The organism is Streptomyces sp. 17_S59 (assembly GCF_056930295.1).
On sequence record NZ_JBXOWD010000001.1, the window covers coordinates 925,962 to 943,055 of the forward strand.

General features: G+C 66.2%; 17 protein-coding genes. 16 read left to right on the forward strand and 1 reads right to left on the reverse strand.

All coding sequences use genetic code 11. The annotated features are described in order from the left end of the window. Window positions 1-110: 110 nt before the first annotated feature. On the forward strand, window positions 111-1,139 hold the full coding sequence (locus tag AC1Z4A_RS03850) for a quinone oxidoreductase family protein (protein WP_483683496.1): 1,029 nt from the start codon (window positions 111-113) through the stop codon (window positions 1,137-1,139). Between the two features lie 68 nt (window positions 1,140-1,207). Here AC1Z4A_RS03850 and AC1Z4A_RS03855 read toward each other — a convergent pair whose 3' ends face one another. After that, window positions 1,208-1,789 (reverse strand): MarR family transcriptional regulator, encoded by a 582-nt coding sequence (locus tag AC1Z4A_RS03855; protein WP_483676403.1) that lies wholly within the window; start codon window positions 1,787-1,789, stop codon window positions 1,208-1,210. A 467-nt stretch (window positions 1,790-2,256) separates the two neighbouring features. Here AC1Z4A_RS03855 and AC1Z4A_RS03860 point away from each other — a divergent pair, with 467 nt between their 5' ends. From AC1Z4A_RS03860 to AC1Z4A_RS03930, 15 genes are all read left to right on the forward strand, one after another. Further along, complete coding sequence (locus AC1Z4A_RS03860) at window positions 2,257-2,514, forward strand: HNH endonuclease (protein ID WP_235482188.1); 258 nt, start codon at window positions 2,257-2,259, stop codon at window positions 2,512-2,514. 42 nt (window positions 2,515-2,556) lie between these two features. Then, a complete protein-coding gene (locus tag AC1Z4A_RS03865) occupies window positions 2,557-2,727 on the forward strand; it encodes a hypothetical protein (RefSeq protein WP_235482016.1) in 171 nt (56 codons plus the stop codon). After that, the gene (locus AC1Z4A_RS03870; RefSeq protein WP_483676404.1) at window positions 2,727-3,164 is read left to right on the forward strand and encodes a phage terminase small subunit; all 438 of its coding nucleotides are present in this window, start codon (window positions 2,727-2,729) and stop codon (window positions 3,162-3,164) included. The genes AC1Z4A_RS03865 and AC1Z4A_RS03870 overlap by 1 nt, the downstream gene beginning before the upstream one ends. Before the next feature lie 17 nt (window positions 3,165-3,181). Beyond that, window positions 3,182-3,451, forward strand: coding sequence for a hypothetical protein (locus AC1Z4A_RS03875; RefSeq protein WP_483676405.1), 270 nt, complete (start codon window positions 3,182-3,184; stop codon window positions 3,449-3,451). Continuing rightward, window positions 3,438-4,790 (forward strand): hypothetical protein, encoded by a 1,353-nt coding sequence (locus AC1Z4A_RS03880; RefSeq protein WP_483676406.1) that lies wholly within the window; start codon window positions 3,438-3,440, stop codon window positions 4,788-4,790. Before AC1Z4A_RS03875 ends, AC1Z4A_RS03880 begins: the two co-directional genes overlap by 14 nt. A gap of 29 nt (window positions 4,791-4,819) precedes the next feature. Beyond that, a complete protein-coding gene (locus tag AC1Z4A_RS03885; RefSeq protein ID WP_483676407.1) occupies window positions 4,820-6,301 on the forward strand; it encodes a phage portal protein in 1,482 nt (493 codons plus the stop codon). Window positions 6,302-6,331: 30 nt separating this feature from the next. Beyond that, the gene (locus tag AC1Z4A_RS03890) at window positions 6,332-6,865 is read left to right on the forward strand and encodes a hypothetical protein (protein WP_483676408.1); all 534 of its coding nucleotides are present in this window, start codon (window positions 6,332-6,334) and stop codon (window positions 6,863-6,865) included. 60 nt (window positions 6,866-6,925) lie between these two features. Then, entirely contained in the window at window positions 6,926-8,032 is a 1,107-nt protein-coding gene (locus tag AC1Z4A_RS03895) for a hypothetical protein (RefSeq protein ID WP_483676409.1), read from the forward strand. A gap of 3 nt (window positions 8,033-8,035) precedes the next feature. Next, complete coding sequence (locus AC1Z4A_RS03900; protein WP_483676410.1) at window positions 8,036-8,380, forward strand: hypothetical protein; 345 nt, start codon at window positions 8,036-8,038, stop codon at window positions 8,378-8,380. Between the two features lie 328 nt (window positions 8,381-8,708). Next, a complete protein-coding gene (locus AC1Z4A_RS03905; protein ID WP_483676411.1) occupies window positions 8,709-9,068 on the forward strand; it encodes a hypothetical protein in 360 nt (119 codons plus the stop codon). A 62-nt stretch (window positions 9,069-9,130) separates the two neighbouring features. After that, window positions 9,131-9,448 carry a hypothetical protein gene (locus AC1Z4A_RS03910; protein WP_483676412.1) on the forward strand — a complete coding sequence of 106 codons (318 nt, stop codon included), beginning with the start codon at window positions 9,131-9,133 and terminating at the stop codon, window positions 9,446-9,448. Between the two features lie 61 nt (window positions 9,449-9,509). Next, window positions 9,510-10,424 (forward strand): phage tail tube protein, encoded by a 915-nt coding sequence (locus tag AC1Z4A_RS03915; RefSeq protein ID WP_483683497.1) that lies wholly within the window; start codon window positions 9,510-9,512, stop codon window positions 10,422-10,424. Continuing rightward, window positions 10,387-10,788 carry a hypothetical protein gene (locus AC1Z4A_RS03920; RefSeq protein WP_483676413.1) on the forward strand — a complete coding sequence of 134 codons (402 nt, stop codon included), beginning with the start codon at window positions 10,387-10,389 and terminating at the stop codon, window positions 10,786-10,788. The genes AC1Z4A_RS03915 and AC1Z4A_RS03920 overlap by 38 nt, the downstream gene beginning before the upstream one ends. Before the next feature lie 50 nt (window positions 10,789-10,838). After that, window positions 10,839-11,192 carry a hypothetical protein gene (locus AC1Z4A_RS03925; RefSeq protein WP_483676414.1) on the forward strand — a complete coding sequence of 118 codons (354 nt, stop codon included), beginning with the start codon at window positions 10,839-10,841 and terminating at the stop codon, window positions 11,190-11,192. Window positions 11,193-11,206: 14 nt separating this feature from the next. Continuing rightward, entirely contained in the window at window positions 11,207-16,999 is a 5,793-nt protein-coding gene (locus AC1Z4A_RS03930; protein WP_483683498.1) for a transglycosylase SLT domain-containing protein, read from the forward strand. The last annotated feature ends 95 nt before the right edge of the window (window positions 17,000-17,094 follow it).

Here is a 17,094-nt window from a genome sequence, read left to right on the forward strand (position 1 = left end):
TGAAGATCTTTTTACGCTTTCATGAAGATCCGTTTACGTCCTGAAAGAATCCCAGATAGGATTCTCGGCTGAGAACAACTACAGCTGGAGTTTGAGTGCGTGCGATCTTGGTGGAGAAGCCGGGTGACCCTGGGGCCCTAAAGCTGGCCGAGGTACCCGATCCTCAGCCAACGCCCGGCTTCGAGCTGGTGCGCGTCACGCGAGCCGGCGTCAATTTCCGGGACCTCCACATGCGCGAGAACGGCTACCTCGACCCCGTGGGGTACCCGCTCATTCCCGGCTGCGAGGTGGTAGGCGTCGCGTCGGACGGCCGGAGAGTGGCCGCCCTGGTGCCCCACGGCGCGTACGCGGAAAAGGTGCTCGCACCGAAGGACTTGACCTGGGGCATCCCTGATGACGTCAGCGACGAGCAGGCGTGCGTGCTGACGCTCCAGGGCCAGTCTGCGTACCACCTCCTCTTTACGACGCTCGACCTCCAGCGGGGAGAGACCGTCCTCGTCCCGGCAGCAGCCGGCGGACTCGGTTCGCTGGCGGTCCAGCTCGCCAAGACCGAAGGCATCCGCGTCATCGCCATGGAGGCCGGCGAGTCCCGGCAGCAGCTTGCCCGTGACCTCGGCGCGGACGCCGTGGTGGACTCCTCGACTGCCGACGAGCTGGACGAGCGCATCATGGAAGCCGCTGGCGGGCGTCTCGATGCCGCCCTGGCCGTGGCAGGCAGCCCCGCCCTCGCGCCGAGCCTGAAGGCGCTCACCCCCCGCGGCAGGATGGCCGTGTTCGGCTGCGCCTCCGGCAAGTACGACCCCATGCTCCTGGACCCGCTGGTCGCCGAGTCGAAGACGATCAGGGGCTTCTGGCTCCGCACCCTCTTTGCGGACCCCGACTACCCCGTCCACCTCATGGATTCCATGGAAGCGCTCTGCGAGCTGGTGCAGTCGGGTCAGCTCAAGCCCCTCGTTGGGGCTGTGCACGACCTGTCGACTGCGATCTGGGCCCACGTGGCCGTGAATGAAGGCCGCGTCTGTCAGGCCACAGGCAAGATCATGCTTGACCCCACCAGGCCCGACCCGAGCAGCCCCGGCGTCGCCTACGAGACCCGTCCGGCCGCTCCGTCGGTCTCGATCGGCTGGGGCGGGCTGTGACCGCAACCTGACCAGGCATACAGCAACGAGCCGCTACCCATTTTGGGTAGCGGCTCGTTCTGAATGAATCAGCTTTGCTCTGCGACCTCGGCGATGGCCGCTTTCACCGCAGCCTCCTCGTCCATCCCCTCGTCAACCTTGGTGATGGCCAATTCCAGTACCAGCCGTTCCTTCTTCTCCTCCGCCGGAAGCTTGATCATGATCAAACTGAGATCATTCTCGGCGGTCGGCAATTCCACGCCCTGTGGCCACCGGAAGAAGAACTGGCCATCGCTGGCCGCTCGGTCGTCCCACTTGAAGCCGTCGGGCGACTTCCCGTCGTAGAGGAGGACATGGTCCTGGAGCTTCTGGGCGATGCCAGCGGCCCACTTCCTCTGCTGCACGGAGAGCGTGGTATCCATCATGCGGCGGCGCATGAGTGCCTTGACCCTCTTGGACTCATACTTGCGGTGGTGCGCGCCGTCCGCCATCTCCCAGGGGATCAGGGACGCGACCTTCTCTGCCGGGGTCTTCGTCATGTAGCCGGACATGGCCGCCGACACCGCCTGCTTGCTGACGCCGAACTTCTCGGCGATCTGCACCTGATCCAGGTTTTCCCTGTAGTAGAGCTCTAGCAGCACCTCTACTGAGGGCAGGATGTCGAAAGGCACGGGTCCTCCGGTGGTCGGTTGCCGGGTGCCCCGGTTGCTACGTGATCTCCAACCACGCTACTCGCGCTGTGGGGTACCGGTCAACTTTGCACCCTTACCCCGACCCCTACCTGTGACCTGCCTCTCACTTTCAACTTTTGGTGTCCGGCGCCGCATGCTCGGACACCGACATTAATAGTGAGACCGAGTGAAACGAGGTCGAACACAAAGGCATGACTTTTAAGAATGAGCTAGAAGACTTCAAGTCTTCTCTCTGTTGATCTCCTGTTTGATCGAGCCAGTCTCTCCAGTCAGAGATCCAGAGAGAAAGGGAGCCCCGGAGCCAGATACGCAACCTCCGGGGCTCCAGAGATCACCGGCACGGTGATCCTCGAATACGTGTCGCGGAGGTGCACCCCATACCCAGAGCCAAGCAGATCTGTCTGGTGGCCGGCTGCACCTCCGTGACCCAGCGCGCGGGCCGCTGCGTGAGCCACCGGCGCCCCCACAACTGGAGCAACGTCTCCGCCCGGAACCGGAACCGCCCCGGTGACGCGGCCACGCGGCGATCCCGTGCCCTGGCCCGCGACCGGTTCACCTGCCAGCAGTGCGGGAGTCGCCAGCAGCTTGAGGTCGACCACATCGTCCCTGTCGCCCGCGGCGGCACGTGGGACCTCCGGAACCTCCGCACCCTGTGCCGGTCGTGCCATCGCCTCAAGACCCACGAAGACCGCACCGGCCACTGAGCCGACGCATTCATTAATTCATTCAGCCGGAGGAGGCCCACCATGTCCGCCGACTGCGACGGCCTCTGCCGCCGCTGCACCTGTCCCTTCCCCCCGGCGATCCCGCAGCGGACGCCGCGAGCAGCGCAGGCCCGGCAGTGGCACCGGGACGCACGGCTCGATCTTGAGGACCTGGCCGACGTCTACGGGATCGACGCGGAGGTGAGGCTGTAGTGGTTGCACGCCGCGGACCGGCCCCGAAGCCGAATGCTGTCCGTAGGAACACCACGCATGCGCTCGGCACGCACACCTTGTCCGAAGAACCCGTCGAAGGCCGGGCGTTGCCGAAGTCACTCGGCATCCAGACCACTGGCGCCCGTCGCTTCTGGAAGACCTGGGCGACGGCCCCGCAGACCCAGCGCTGGGCCGAGACGGACTGGGCGGAGCTGGAGATCACCGTGAAGCTCGTGGACGCCTTCTACCTCGGCGACGCGAAGCTGGCCGGCGAGATCCGGCAGCGGGTTGGCCGGTGGGGCGCAACGACCGAGGACAGGGCACGGCTGCGCATGAGCTTCGACCAGCAGGCGCGCGAAGAGCGCGAAGAGACCAGCGAACCCCCGCGCGGGGTCACGAGCATCGACCGGTACAGGCAGGCATTCACCGCCCCGTAGGTCAGTGAGGGGGCTGTGTGCCGCAGACCGGCAACATCCCCCGGTGGCTGCCCGAGCGGACCCTGGCCTGGGAAATCCTGGCGTGGGCCGAGCGCTTCATCGTCCAGCCCGACGGTGCGAACGCGGGCGCTCCCTGGCGGTTCAGCAACGAGCAGATACGTTTTCTCGCCCACTGGTTCGCAGTCGATGAGCGGGGGAGGTGGGCCTACTCCTCGGGGTGCCTGCGGCGCTCCAAGGGGTGGTTAATGGGGCAAAAGTCCGCTCCTGGCGGCTTTGTGCATCATTGAGTTCATCGGCCCGTGCCGTTTCTCGCACTGGGCGGCCGAGGGTGAAATCTGTGCTTCCTGCGGCGGCGTGCCGCACGTCGGCCAGGAGCTGCACCCCATCGGGAAGCCCGTGCCGCTGCCGTTGGTGAACCTGGCGGCGACGTCGATCGACCAGACAGCCAATGTCTACGACGCGATCCGCGGCATGCTGGCCGAGAGTCCGGCGGAGCGGGAGTTCCGGCTGGACATCGGCAAGACGCTCGTGCAGTTCAAGAGCGGCCGGCCCGGTTCGATCCGGCCGGTGACCGCTTCCTCCCGAGGGTTGGAAGGCGCCCGTCAGACGTTCGTATGTCTGGACGAATCCCACCACCTCGTCGAGTCAAATCAGGGCATTCACGTATACGACGTCCTGGACCGCAACGTCCGCAAGACCTCCGGCGCTGGCAGCAGGTTGTTGGAGTCGACGAACGCGTACTCGCCGAGCGAGGGCAGCGTCGCCCAGCGGACCCATGAAGCGCATCTCGCCGGGTCGAAGGGGCTGTTGTACGACTGTCTCGAAGCGCCGCCCGGCATCGACCTCAAGGATGCCGAGGCCCTGCGGGCCGGTCTGGTCGAGGCGTACGGCGACTCATCGTGGGTCGACATCGACGGCCTGGTGGAGGCCATCCAGGACCCCCGAACCTCTGAGGCGAACGCCAGGAGGTTCTACCTGGACGAGATCTTCTCCTCCGATGGCTCGTGGATGGACAAGGTCGTCTGGGACGCGTGCGTCGACCATTCCGACCCCATCAAGCCCGGCGACAAGATCAGCATCGGTTTCGACGGGAGCCTCTTCAACGATGCGACAGGGGTGGTCGGTTGCAGGCTGCGTGACGGTCGGCTGTTCGTCATCGACGTGTGGGAAAAGCCCGAGAAGGCCCCTCCAGAGTGGGAGGTCGACGTCCTCGCCGTCGAGGCTGCCATCAACCGGGCCTTCGACACCTACGACGTGGCGTGGGCGTACTGCGACCCCCCGTTCTTTCAAGAAGCCGTCGGAAGGTGGGCCCTGAAGTTCGGCGACGATCGCGTCTTCGAATATTGGACCAACCGGCCAACCCGTATGTGCGAGGCCATCGAGCGATTCCACTCGGCAGCGGCCGTCGGCGATTTGAAGCATGACGGAGATCCGCGTCTCACCCGGCATGTTCTGAACGCAGTGACCAGAGAGGTGCCCCAGGGGACTCTCATTCAAAAAGACAGTCCAAGATCAAAACGTAAGATCGACCTCGCGGTGTGCGCCATCCTGGCTTTTGAGGGACGGGCGGATGCCATTGCCGACGGTCGACTACACAGCCAGCGCAGGCGAGTTGTCGGGTTCTGAGTAAGGCCCCTTGCGCAGAAAGGGGCCTCATGACTGCTGTTACGGACGGTGGCACCGCCAATGTCGGCGGTCGTCCAGAAACGCCGCAGCAGTGGATGGACTTCCTCTATTCCAAGCTCAGTTCTCGTATCGGCCTCTACAAGAAGTACGGCGCCTATTACGACGGCGACCACCAGCGGATGCTTTTCGCGCAGGCGAAGTACAAGAACGAGTTCGCTGGCGTCTTCGAGCAGTGGAACGACAACTTTTGCGGTCTGATCGCGGATTCCGTCAACGAGCGCTTGGCTATCGATGGTTTTCGCCTGACAGACGAACCGGTCGCTGATAAGGCAGCCCGCGAGATCTGGCAGCGGAACTTCCTCGATGCCGAGTCGAACTCGGCACACCTGGACGCGATGATCCAGGGCACGGCATACGCGGTGGTGTGGGCCGACGAGGACGGCGAGCCAGTCATCAGTATCGAGTCGGCCGAGACCACCGTCGTGCAGTACAAGCCCGGCAGCCGCCGGGATCTTGAGGCTGCGGCCAAGTTCTTCTTCGATGACTGGGGCAGGTCCCACTGCACACTGTGGCTGGCTGACGGAGTCCACACGGGAAGTCCGGACGGGCTGACTTTCACTCTCACTGAGTCGCAGCCCAATCCTTTGGGCGTCGTGCCGGTGGTGCCGATCGCCAACCGGAGTCGGTTGGTTGGCGAGCCTGTATCGGACCTGGCCACCATCATCCCTATAGCTGACGCAATCAATAAGGTCACCAGCGACGCGCTCGTGGCGTCCGAGTATGCAGCATGGCCTCAGCGTTGGGTCAGTGGCCTTGAGATCATCGAGGACTCCAACGGCGTCCCGATAGAGCCCTTCCGGGTCGCAGTTGACAAGTTGCTGCAAGCCGAGGACCCGAACACGAAGTGGGGTCAATTCGATGCTGCCGACCTCTCGAACTATGTCGACCTGATCAACATGCTCGTCCAGCACATGGCGAGCATCAGCCGAATCCCCTTCCACTACTTCCTCCTCAACGGAGGCCAGGCGCCAAGCGGCGAGGCCATCACCTCGGCGGAGGCCGGCCTCATCTCCAAAACCAGAGAGCGAATGCTCCACTTCGGCGAGTCGTGGGAAAAGGTCATGCGGCTGGCATTCCTCGTCAAGCACGACAAGGAGAGGGCCGAAGCCTGGGACGCCGAAGTCATGTGGCGTGACCCGGAGAACCGCACGGAGGCGCAGCATATTGATGCGCTGTTGAAGCTCAAGATGCTCGATGTGCCGAAGCGGCAGCTCTGGGCAGATGCCGGATACACGCCCCAGCAGATTGAGCGTTTCGATGCGATGCTGGAGGAGGAGGCCAAGGCCGATATGGAGCGCGCGGACAAGTACCAGACGCAGGCGGAGAAGGCCGCGCTCCAAGCCCCCGCAGGTAAGCCTGGAGAGGTCGAGAAGGCCGCTCGAAAGGCGCCGCAGGGGAATTCTGGAAACTCCGCCCGTAAGAGCCAGTCCGCCTACGCGAAGGCGGCCTAGCATGTTCGACCACTCCGGAGGAACGATCCGATGACCGATACCCACGACCCCGCCGATTCCGCTGCGGCCCAGCCGACCGGGGCCGCTGACGCCGCCTCGATGGAGGCGGAGATCGGCACTCTGCGGTCGCGGTACCAGGCGCTGTCCGAGGAGCTGGAGGCCGTTCGGAAGACCGGCACGGCAGAGGCGGAGGCTGCTGTCGAGGCGGCCCGCCAGGAGGGGCGGACCTCGGCGATGGTGGAGATCTCCCACCAGCTCGTGCACGCCGAGCTCCGGGCGCACGCCGCGGTGGCCGGCGTCGAGCTGCCCGCCCAGGACTTCCTCCGCCTGGACGCCTTCGTGGGCGAGGGGGGCGCCCCGGACTCCGGTCGGATTTCTGACTTCGTCTCCTCGCTCCCGGCCGCCGCGCGCACGCCGGCCTTCGCCCAGGGACTGGGGCTCGGCCGTCAGGGAGGACCCGCTGCCGACCAGCTCAGCCGGGACGACCTCTCGCGGATGTCGCCTCGCGAGATCACCGAGGCACGCCAGGCGGGCAAGTTGAACGCCCTCCTCTACAACGCGTAGCCCTCCCTCCCCCTTTACCCCTGACCAGCCGCCCGTGGGCGGCCTTTTTCATGGAGATTTATGGCTTTTGAGACACAGGCTGGGAACAACCCCGGAGCGGGCAAGCTTCAGAGCACGAGCGGGCACTTCATCCCGGAAATCTGGACAGCACAGCTGCTCCAGGACCTCGAAGACTCCCTGGTCCTTGGGTCCGCCGAGATCACGAATCGCAACTTCGAGGGTGAGTTCCGGCGCGAGGGCGACGTCGTCCGTATCCCACACTTCGTGGACAGCGTCGAAGACAAGGGCATGGTCAAGGCGTACGGCGAGATCGGCAGCAAGGATCATGCCGCGCTTGAGTACATCAAGATGACCGTCGCCAAGGGCTCCAGCTTCCACATCGAAATCGACAAGATCCACCAGCTCCAGACCAAGACCGGTGTGGACCTGATGTCCGAGCTGGTGCGCCAGCGCGGCCGACAGGCCGCCGTGGTCATCGACCGCGTTCTCGCGCAGACCATTACCGCAGCCGTGGACGGCAAGGACCTCAACGGCGTCGAGCTCAAGGTGGACGGCACGCCCGTCGAGGGCCAGGCCCCGGGCCAGCTCCACGGCAAGATCGACACCATCGGCTACGGCGACCTCGGCGCCCGCGAGTCCGAGTACATCGGCCCGTACGACTACGTCGTGGCGATGCTGGAGAACCTGGATCTGAAGAACGCGCCCGACTCGAGGTATCTCTTCATCTCTCCGCGCCTGCGCTCGCTGCTGCTGCGTGACCCCAAGTTCATCGACGCCTCGCACTTCGGCAGCGCCGTCATGCCGTCCGGCGTCATCGGCACCATCCTCGGCATCCCCGTGCGTGTCTCCAACACCCTGGGCAAGGCCCGGCCGGCCGACACCAAGTTGGTCAAGGGGCGCCGTCACGACGCGTTCGGCGGCGTGGACATGTTCATGGGCAGCACCGCGGCGACGAGCCTCGTCATTCCGTTCGCGGAGATGGCTGCATACAAGCCGGAGAAGTCCTTCACCGACGCGATCAAGTCGCGCGTCATCTACGACGCCAAGGTTGTGCGGCCCGAGCAGCTGCTCGTCGCCACGGGTGTCGAGAAGGCCGTGGCCGACCACAACGTGAAGGCCGACCAGAAGCGGCGCCTCACGCAGGCCGACTTCACTCTGGCCGCGTAGCCATTGGCCGTCACTCCCCCCGACATCGTGGTGCGGCTCGGCCGGGACCTCGACCCCGGCGAGCAGCCTCGCGTCGAGGCGTTCATCCGCGATGCCACTGCGCTGGTGCAGGACTACTGCGGTTCGGGATACCGGGACGACGCGCCGGCGATCCAGGCGGTGATCTGCTCGGAGGTGATCCGGTGGCTGGCCATGCAGCCCGGTGTCCTGAGTGAGCGGACCGGCGACGTTGAGGTGACGTATGGCGCGGCGGCGTCCGCCCAGTCTCTGTCTCCGGCGTCCCGGGCCGCGCTGAAGCGGTACCGGCCGAAGCTCGGCTCGATCTCGCTGGCGAGGTGGGGCCCGTAATACTCCCCGACCACGTCGAGGTGCACCGGGCCCCTCTGGTTGCCTCCGGCTACACGCGCAAACGGGACTGGTCCCTGCCACCGGATCGGACACGCGTCTGGTCCGGACCGGCCTCGGTCCAGCCGGACCGCAGCTTCGAAGTCCGTAGTCCAGCCCGGGAGACCGCGCAACGTCGTCTTCGCGTCTACCTGTCCCACGGTGTGGTGGTGGACTCCGCGGACCGGCTCTTGATTGGCGACCGCTGGTACGAGGTGGATGGGTTCCCCATGGTGTGGGGCTCGGGCGGCCTTCGGCACGTCCGCGTCAACGCGTGGGAGGTGGAGCACTGATGGCTGCTGCCCGCGTGCGTCTTGAGCTGAACAAGACCTGGGAGCGGGACGTGCTCCGTTCCCACGGCGTACGGAGCCTGGTCACCGTGCACACGGAGACGATCAGGACCGTGGCCGTGGGACTGACACCGCGCGCCAGCATGACGAAGAACGACTGGACCGCGATCAAGAACAACATCTCGGCGGCCGTCGCGATGGATGCCACCGGATGGCGCGGCAACGTCGTGGTCGAAGAGGACCGGCGGGTCTTCCACGCTCTGTGGCAGGACCTGGACGGCGGCTGGAAGGACCGCAAGGGCGGTCGACACCGCGGCAACCGGTTCTTGAAGCGCGCCCTGGAACGAGCGAGGGACGAGTGAATCAAGACCCGGTTGGCCTTCTGGCCACCCACCTTCGCGGGGCCCCGGGCATCGGCAAGTACGTGACCGGGGACCTGGTCGGCCGCGAACCTGGCGAGATCGCGATCTATCTGGAGCACAGTGGAGGGTTCCGGCGCGTCCGCGACCGGGCTGACAGGGCCGACATCGAGTACAGCGTCATCCACCCAGACCGCAGCGAAGCTGTCGCGCTGGCCTACGCGCTGCGTGAGCAACTGCTCGAACGCGCCCCCGGCGTCGTCGTCGCCGATGCCCAGTTCCTCGACGTGGCCGAGATCAGCTCACCCCGCTATCTGCCCGACGCGGTGTCCCGGGAGCACGTCTACGGCGGCGAGATCGCCCTCTTCTTCATAGAGGTCTGACGACCTCTCTCACAGCCCCCTTCCCGGGGGCTTTTTTATTTCTCTAGAACCTGGAGTTCCCATAGCCGCCGACAAGCATGGCAACGACGCTGGACGCATCCGATTCGCTCCCGAGGGTGCGGTCTATTTCGCGGCGATCCCAAAGACCGGCCCAAAGCCGAACCCGCCTACCTCGTGCGGCGTCAAGGGCGTAACCCCTGATGGATATACCCCTCTCGGGTATGTAGACGAGGGCGGGGTGACCATCACGCCCGAAATTTCCAGCGATCCCGTCAAGGTATGGCAGGCAGCCGTGCCAGTCCTTTACAACATTAAGGAAGCCAGCTTCAAAATCAAGGCGAATTTCGTCGAAACGAACCTCGCCACGACCGAACTTTTCTACGGCGCAAAGTGGGAGAAGGCCACCGAAAAGGACGGCAACGGAGGCTGGAAGGAAATCCCCGGCACCTGGCGCCTGAACCTGTCCTCGACACCTCAGCTTGAGGAAATCTCGCTGGTGGTCGACTGGGGCCAGGCCGGCGTGCAGAACCGAGCCGTCATCGAACGCGCAATGGTGGCCGACCGCGGCGCCATCCAGCTCCAGCGCCAGGAAAGCGGCAAGTACGAGCTCACGATCGAGGCCCTGGACTCCTCCGGCCGTCTCGGCTACGTCCTCACCACGGACGACCTCAGGGAGACCAGCACTCCGCCGTCGCGGGTGGCCTCGGCCGACCTCGAGTCGGACACCGCAGCCCCGGGCGACACCACGCACGTCAGCGTGACCGGATTCAAGCCCGGCTCCTCGATCACCGTGACCACGGGCACGGACAAGATCACGGCCACCGGTAGCCAGACCGATCAGCGCGGCGACGCACGCATCCCGCTCGCCGTAGCGAGCGATTGCCCGGCAGGCCGCTACGAGATCAAGGCCAGCGACGGCACGACCGAGGCCGCCGCCGGTGCCCTCGTCGTCGACGCCAAGCCGAAGACGGCCTAAAGCCCTCAACGCCCCCGCCGGGGAGGGCCCTGTCCCCGGCCCCCTCCCCCTCAGCACGTACTCCTGGAGCACCACCATCACCACCAGCAAGACCCCCGCCACCGCCGAGCCGACCGCCAAGAAGGAGGCGCTGGACAAGCCCACCACCTTCAAGCACAACGGCCTCAAGTTCACCGTCCCGGCGCCGCGTCGCATGCCCATCGCGCTCCTGGAGGCCCAGGACGAGATCGAGGCCGTTCGCCTGATCCTCGGCGCGGTCCAGTGGGAGATGTACAAGACCCACAAGGACAGCACCTTCGAGGACTTCGCCGTCTTCGCTGACAAGGTGGCCGTGGCGGCCGGCCAGGCTGACTCGGGAAACTAATTCAGACCCTCCGCGTCATACAGCAGTACCCCGACGAGCTTGAATCCGATTTGCTGGAGCACTTCGGCATCGATCTCCTCGACGTGTGGCGCGGAGGGCTTTCCCTCCGCCGCGTCAGCGTCTTGATCAAGGCGCTAATGGGCAGGCCCGGACGTTCCGCCCTGCTGACCGCATTCGACGAATCGGCCACATGGTCCGCGCAAGAGCACCTGACGGCCCGTGTTTCCGATGCGCTGGAGCTGGCCAACTTCTACTTCCTCAAGGCCAACTCCTCAGAGAGTGATGGCCTCACCCCGCCGGAGCCGATTCGGCGTCCCGGCCAAGCCGAGCCTGAAAAACCCGCCCCCCGCTTCGCATCGGGTGAGGAACTGTCCGCGTTCCTGGCGGACATGAGCAACCTGTAGGAGGCCCTGTGGCTATGAATAGGGCCCCAATTCGGGTGGGCTCCGGCTACATCGAGATTCTTCCGCTGATCAGCCGTGAGGCTGTCACGAAGATGCGCACCGACCTGACCCGGCAGCTGTCACAGCTCGGTCAGCAGGCCGCTGCCACCGTCTCCCGCAATGCCAAGCAGGCCCGACAGGCCGTCGAGAAAGAGGCGGTGGACTCCCGCGCGAAGCTCCGGCAAATGGAGCGGCACCTGACCAAGGTGCACGGCGAGGAGGCCGGCAAGCAGCTGCGGATGTTCCGCAACCTTCACCTGCTCCGCGAGCAGATGCTGGAGGGCACCAGCCGGGCCACCAAGCAGGCCGTCGCCGACGTGGTGCGCTTCGACCAGCAGGCGGTCAAGGAGCGGATACGCGCTGAGCAGAACCGGGCCCGTGAGCAGGCTGCCGCAGAGCGCCAGGCGACACTCGAAACGCAGCGACGTATCGCGGCCGAGAAGGCCGAGGAACGCGCCCTGGCCGCCGAAGTTCGCCAGGTCAAACGGGAGGTCGCGCAGGCCGCGCGACAATCCGCCGCCGAGCAGCGGCAGGCGGAGCGGGACCTGGCCGCTGCTGCACGGCAGCGTGTTGCCGAGGAGCGCTCGGCGATCCAGAGCCGCAAAGCCGCGCTCCAAGATGAGCTGCGCCAGCTGGCCCTTCAGCGTCGCGAGTACGCCAACACGATCACCAGCAACCAGGCGCAGCTCCGGGCATTCGTCCGGGAGTCCGGTACGAGCACGAAGACGGCCAGCCAGCACTGGAAGACGCTGAGCCAGAACACCGAGACATTCGGCACCAACGTCGAGCAGATCGGCCGGACGCTCACCCAGAACTTGGTCATGCCGCTCGCTGCGGCGGCGGGCTACATGACGAAGATCGGTAGCCAAAGCGCCGATATGCAGTTCCTCGCCTCCCGGGGACTGGAACGTGCGGGGTTCGACAACAAGGATGTCGCCGAATCCATCAAGTCCATCCAGGACTTCGCTGTTAAGACGCCGTTCTCGCTTGAGGACATGACGGATAAATTCCAGCAGCTGACGCGGAATTTCCAGTCTTACGGCAACACGACCTCGGATTCTCTGAAGAAGTCCGAGAAGCTGATCCGGGCCATCGCGGACTTCGCTGCCTCGTACGGCGTCATGGACCCGGAGCGCGTCAAGAGCGCCATGTATTCGGCGGACATGATGATGGACATGTCGAAGCTGAACACGCGAAGCCTGAAGCAGTTTTCGCGCGGCACCGGCATTCCCATCAACGAACTCGCCAAGATGGCGGGCTTCAAAGTAGAGGCCGATGACGACGAGGACACCGAAGCGAAGGAGTTCCTGGCCAAGGTCCAGGAGCGCGGCGCCGGCATCTCGTCGAAGAGCTTCTTCAACAACTTCCTGAAGGCTTACGACACCCGGGAAGGCGTTCAGGGCACCGCCGAGACGCTGGGCACCGGTTCCATCGGCGGACATCTCCAGTCCGTCAAGGAACAGGCGCAGCTGAACTTCGGCAAGATGTTCGGCGACTTCAACCCGGAGACCGGCCGGTTCGAGTGGACCGAGCTGGGCGAGAGCGTCCACAAGCTCATCGACCGCTTCGACGGTCTGCTCGCCGACGAAGGCTTCCAGGAGCTGTCCGGCGGCCTGATCCGCAACTTCGTCCGGGCGCTCCACATCCTCCTGACCGGGGTCGAGTGGACCGCTGAATTCCTGAACGACAACCCGGAGATCAAGTCCGTCGTCGTCAAGGCGGCGAAGGTGGCCGCCGTGCTGGGGCCGCTGTCGATCGCCATCGGTATGGCGACGAAGACCTTCGGCAAGGTCGGGAAGGCGTTCTCGCCGCTGTTCAGGATGGTCGGTGGCCTGGCGAAGGGCACGCGTGGCGTCGCCCGTACAGCGAATCAGGCCCTCGCAGGCGTACGCGCCGGCCGGGGCAACTACCTGTCCACCTACCGCGAGCGCCGAGCCGACTACCACGACGGCGACAACCGCTCCCTGGCCCGCCGGGGCCTGGACCGGGCCCGCGGCCAGGACAGCCGTGCCGAGGCCCTGCGGCTGAACACCGAGCAGGCCGAAGCCGCTCTGCGCGAGGTGGACCGGAAGATCGAGACGGTCAAGGCGGCCGTCCGCGCGCTGAACGACCTGCCGCTGACGCGCCTGTCGACCGAGCTGGGCGGCGAGGTCGGCACGTCGGTCAAGGCCGGCGCCCGCGACGCCAACCAGAAGATCGAATCCGCGCAGCGCAGCGTCCAGCAGCTCAACCAGGCCGGGCTCGGCGAGATCGCCGCGAAGTTCCAGGCGCTGTCCGGGCGTGCGGACGAGTCCGAGCGGCAGGTGAAGCAGGTACACGCCGCTGTGCGTGACCTCAACGACGGCAAGCTCGGAATGGTCCGTCAGCAGGTCGAATACCTCAAGGACAAGGCCGACACGGCCAGGAGCCGCGTCGCTGCCGTCAAGTCCGAGGTCAACGACCTCAACGACCGCAGCCTCGCCTCCCTCCGCAAGAAGTTCGCGGGCTCCCTGACCCCGGCCATCGAGGGCTCGTCCAGCCAGGCGAAGGACCTCAACTCCAAGATCAAGGACGTCAACGGGCGCGGCCTGGGACAGGTCACGAACAGGGTGCGCACTCTGCGCGACGCTCTGGAGAACGCGGAGAAGAAGGCCGGCGGACTCGAGACCAAGATCATCGCGGTCAACGTCGCCAACGGCGGAACCGGTGGCGGCGGTGGCGGGGAGGGCAAGAGGCGCAAGCCGAAGGGCCACGCCATGGGCGGCGTGCTCCCCGGCTACGCCCCCGGGGTGGACAGCATCCCCGCGATCCTCAGCCCAGGTGAAGCGATCCTCAGACCGGAGGTCGCGCACCATCTCGGTGCGACCACGATCAACGCGTGGAACGCCGCCGCGGCCAGGGGACACCTTTCCCGGCATGCCAAGGGCACGGCGGGCAAGGGCACCCGCAAGGGCGGGCCGTGGCCGCTGAGCATCCTGGATGAGCTGTGGTCGTCGATCAACATGGGCCCTGCCCTCGGAGCCTTCGACGGCGGCCTGTTGATGGCTCGGGCCGGTGCGGGGGTCGGCGGTGACACGGGGCAGAACCTGCGCGCGTGGGGCGCCCGGCAGGGTGGCGACGCAGCAGGCAGATCCGCGCTCAACAGGTTCGACAACATGCGGACCTTCGTCGTCGACCGCGTGCCGAACCTCCTCAGGGCCGCGCCCACCGGCATCGGCAACATCATCGGCCTGGTGGCCGGTGCTGTGGCGCCGACCGCCTCGCAGTACGCGTGGGACGACATCTGGAAGGGCGAGGGAAACATCGCCCAGCGCGGCCAGCGGTTCATGGGCCACATGCTCAATCCCGCGTCGATCTGGAAGATGATCCAGGACCTCTTCGGCGGCCTCTGGGAGACCGCGAAAGAAATCGGCTCCCTGGCCAAGAAGATCGCCACGGATGGGCCCGCCAAGGTACTCAGCGAGGGCATCGATGCCCTCAAGGTGATGTTCACCGAAATGATCGACGGTGTCGAAGACAGCATCCAGGCCGTCCAGGACATCGTGAACAACCCCTCCGAGTTCGCCGAGGAGGTCTTCCAGTCCTTCTGGGAGAGGGCCCGCGAGGCCATGCCCAACACGAAGGGCTTGTTCGATTTCGCGGACGGCGGCATCGTCCCCGGCTACAGCCCTGGGCGCGACGTCGTCCACGCTCGTCTGAGCCCGGGGGAAGCGGTGCTGCGGCCGGAGGCCGTACGGGCACTCGGTCACCGGGCCGTGCTCGGTCTCAACCGTGGCGCAAAGTACGGCACCCTCGCCAGGTCCAACACTCCTGATACGAGGTCCGGCGAAGACACGACTGCGGCCATCACGCCGGTTCCGGATGCCGAAGCCGTCGAGTCCGCCGCCCAGCGCATCCGCGCTGCCTTGGAGGGCATGACCAAGGCCGTCGGCGAGCACCAGGCCGCGGCCGACGCGTCGTGGAGCGCCATCTCCTCCAGCATCCGCTCCGCCGTCGATGGAGAGATCCGACCGGCGCAGCAGCGGTGGGCACAGCACCTCGCTGGCCCGCTCAGCTCCGCAGAGCGCGCCTTCCAGACAACCCATGACGGCGTCTGGTCCACCGTGCAGGGTCGCGTATCGACGGCGACCTCGAGCAGCCTGGGACAGTTCGCCCGGCTCCAGTCGGGGCTGGGGACCCTGCGGAGCACCTTCGACTCCTCCTCGTCGGCGATCCGCACCTCCTGGTCGTCGTCCATGGCCGCGGTGGACGCGTCCACCCGCTCCACGATCCAGGGTCCGTACAACTCCGGTGCGGTGCCGATGCTCGGCGCCATGGCCAAGCTCGCCGGGGCCGACGCGCCGTTGAGGGCGTTGCACTACTCAACCGGTGGTGTCGTTCCGGGGTACGCCCCGGGCATCGACCGGGTGCCGGCTGTGCTGAGCCCCGGTGAGGGCGTTCTCCGTCCGGAGGTCGTGCGCGCTCTGGGCGTGGAGACGATCTACGAGTGGAACGCCGCTGCTCGCAAGGGCAGAAACGTCTTTGCCAATGGCGGCGTCGTCAACGGCGGCGCGTGGGTCGACAAGCACAAGGACGAGCCGTACGCGGGCTACGAAGAGGCCGTCGGACGTGGCTGGTCCGAGGTCGTTGAGCCGGAGTTGAAGCACATCGCTTCCTCGTTCGCGACGGTCGGCCGCTTGTCGGCCGACGACCTCCGTAAGGCTCAGCCCTGGGCCAAGGCGTGGGGCAAGTACCTCGACGACCACCAGGGCGGCGGGGGAAAGGTCGCCGAGGTCGCCCGGCGGGAGTTCGCCACCGAGGCCCCTGCGACCGGCGGCGCGAAGTACACGAACGGCACGGTCGAGGCGTGGTGCGCGGACTTCGTGTCGTACGTGGTGGACCGGGCGGGCGCCAATGCCGCCTATGGCAATTCGCCGCATGGCGCTCCGGGGAACCGGTGGCCGGCGGTGGCGCAGTGGAACGCGGCCATGCAGCATGTGCCCGTCGCGTCTGCTCGCCCGGGTGACCTGCTCACCTACGGCGGTGACGCCCACATCAACGTCCTGGTGGGGCCGGACGAAACGATCGGCGGCAACGAGTCCAACCAGCTCAAGCACAGCCGCGGGTACAACCGGTCCGCGACAGCGGCACTGCGGCCGAAGGGCGGGGTTGCCGACTCCGGGCCCTCGTTCAACCCATGGCCGGGCAGCATCCCGCAGTCCCTCTTCGACGGGGGCGGGGGCGTCGGGTCCGGGCAGCTCACCGAGTGGATTCAGGCCGCGATGCGTGCCACCGGAGTCTCTGGTGGTGCGTGGCTGCGGGGCCTGGTGACGCTCGTCATGCGGGAGTCGGGTGGTAACCCGAGGGCTGTGAACAACTGGGACAGCAACGCTGCCTCCGGTGATCCGTCCAAGGGCCTCGCCCAGGTGATCGGCTCCACTTTCCGGGCCTACCACCAGCCCGGTACGAGCTGGGACATCCTCGATCCGATCGCGAACGTGGCTGCGGCGATCAACTACATCCGCGACCGCTACGGCGACATCTCCAACGTGCAGCAGGCGAATCCCGACCTCCCGCCCAAGGGCTACTGGACGGGGACTCGTTCGGCCGCCTCGGGTCTTGCCCTGGTGGGCGAGCGCGGGCCGGAGCTGGTCAATTTCCGCGGGGGCGAGCGTGTCTACCCCCACGGGGAGACGCGGGACCTACTTGGGCCTCGCTACGAGATCCACATCCATGAGGCCAAGGCCGAGGACACCACGCAGGCCGTGCTGCGCGCGATGCGCTACGCGGAGGCAATGTCCGCACACTGATCGAAAGAAGGTGATCCCCTGCCAATTCCGGCAAGTTGGGACTTCAAGACGGAGCAGCCCCCGCTGCTTCCGCCAAGTCCTCCCCAGCCGATGTC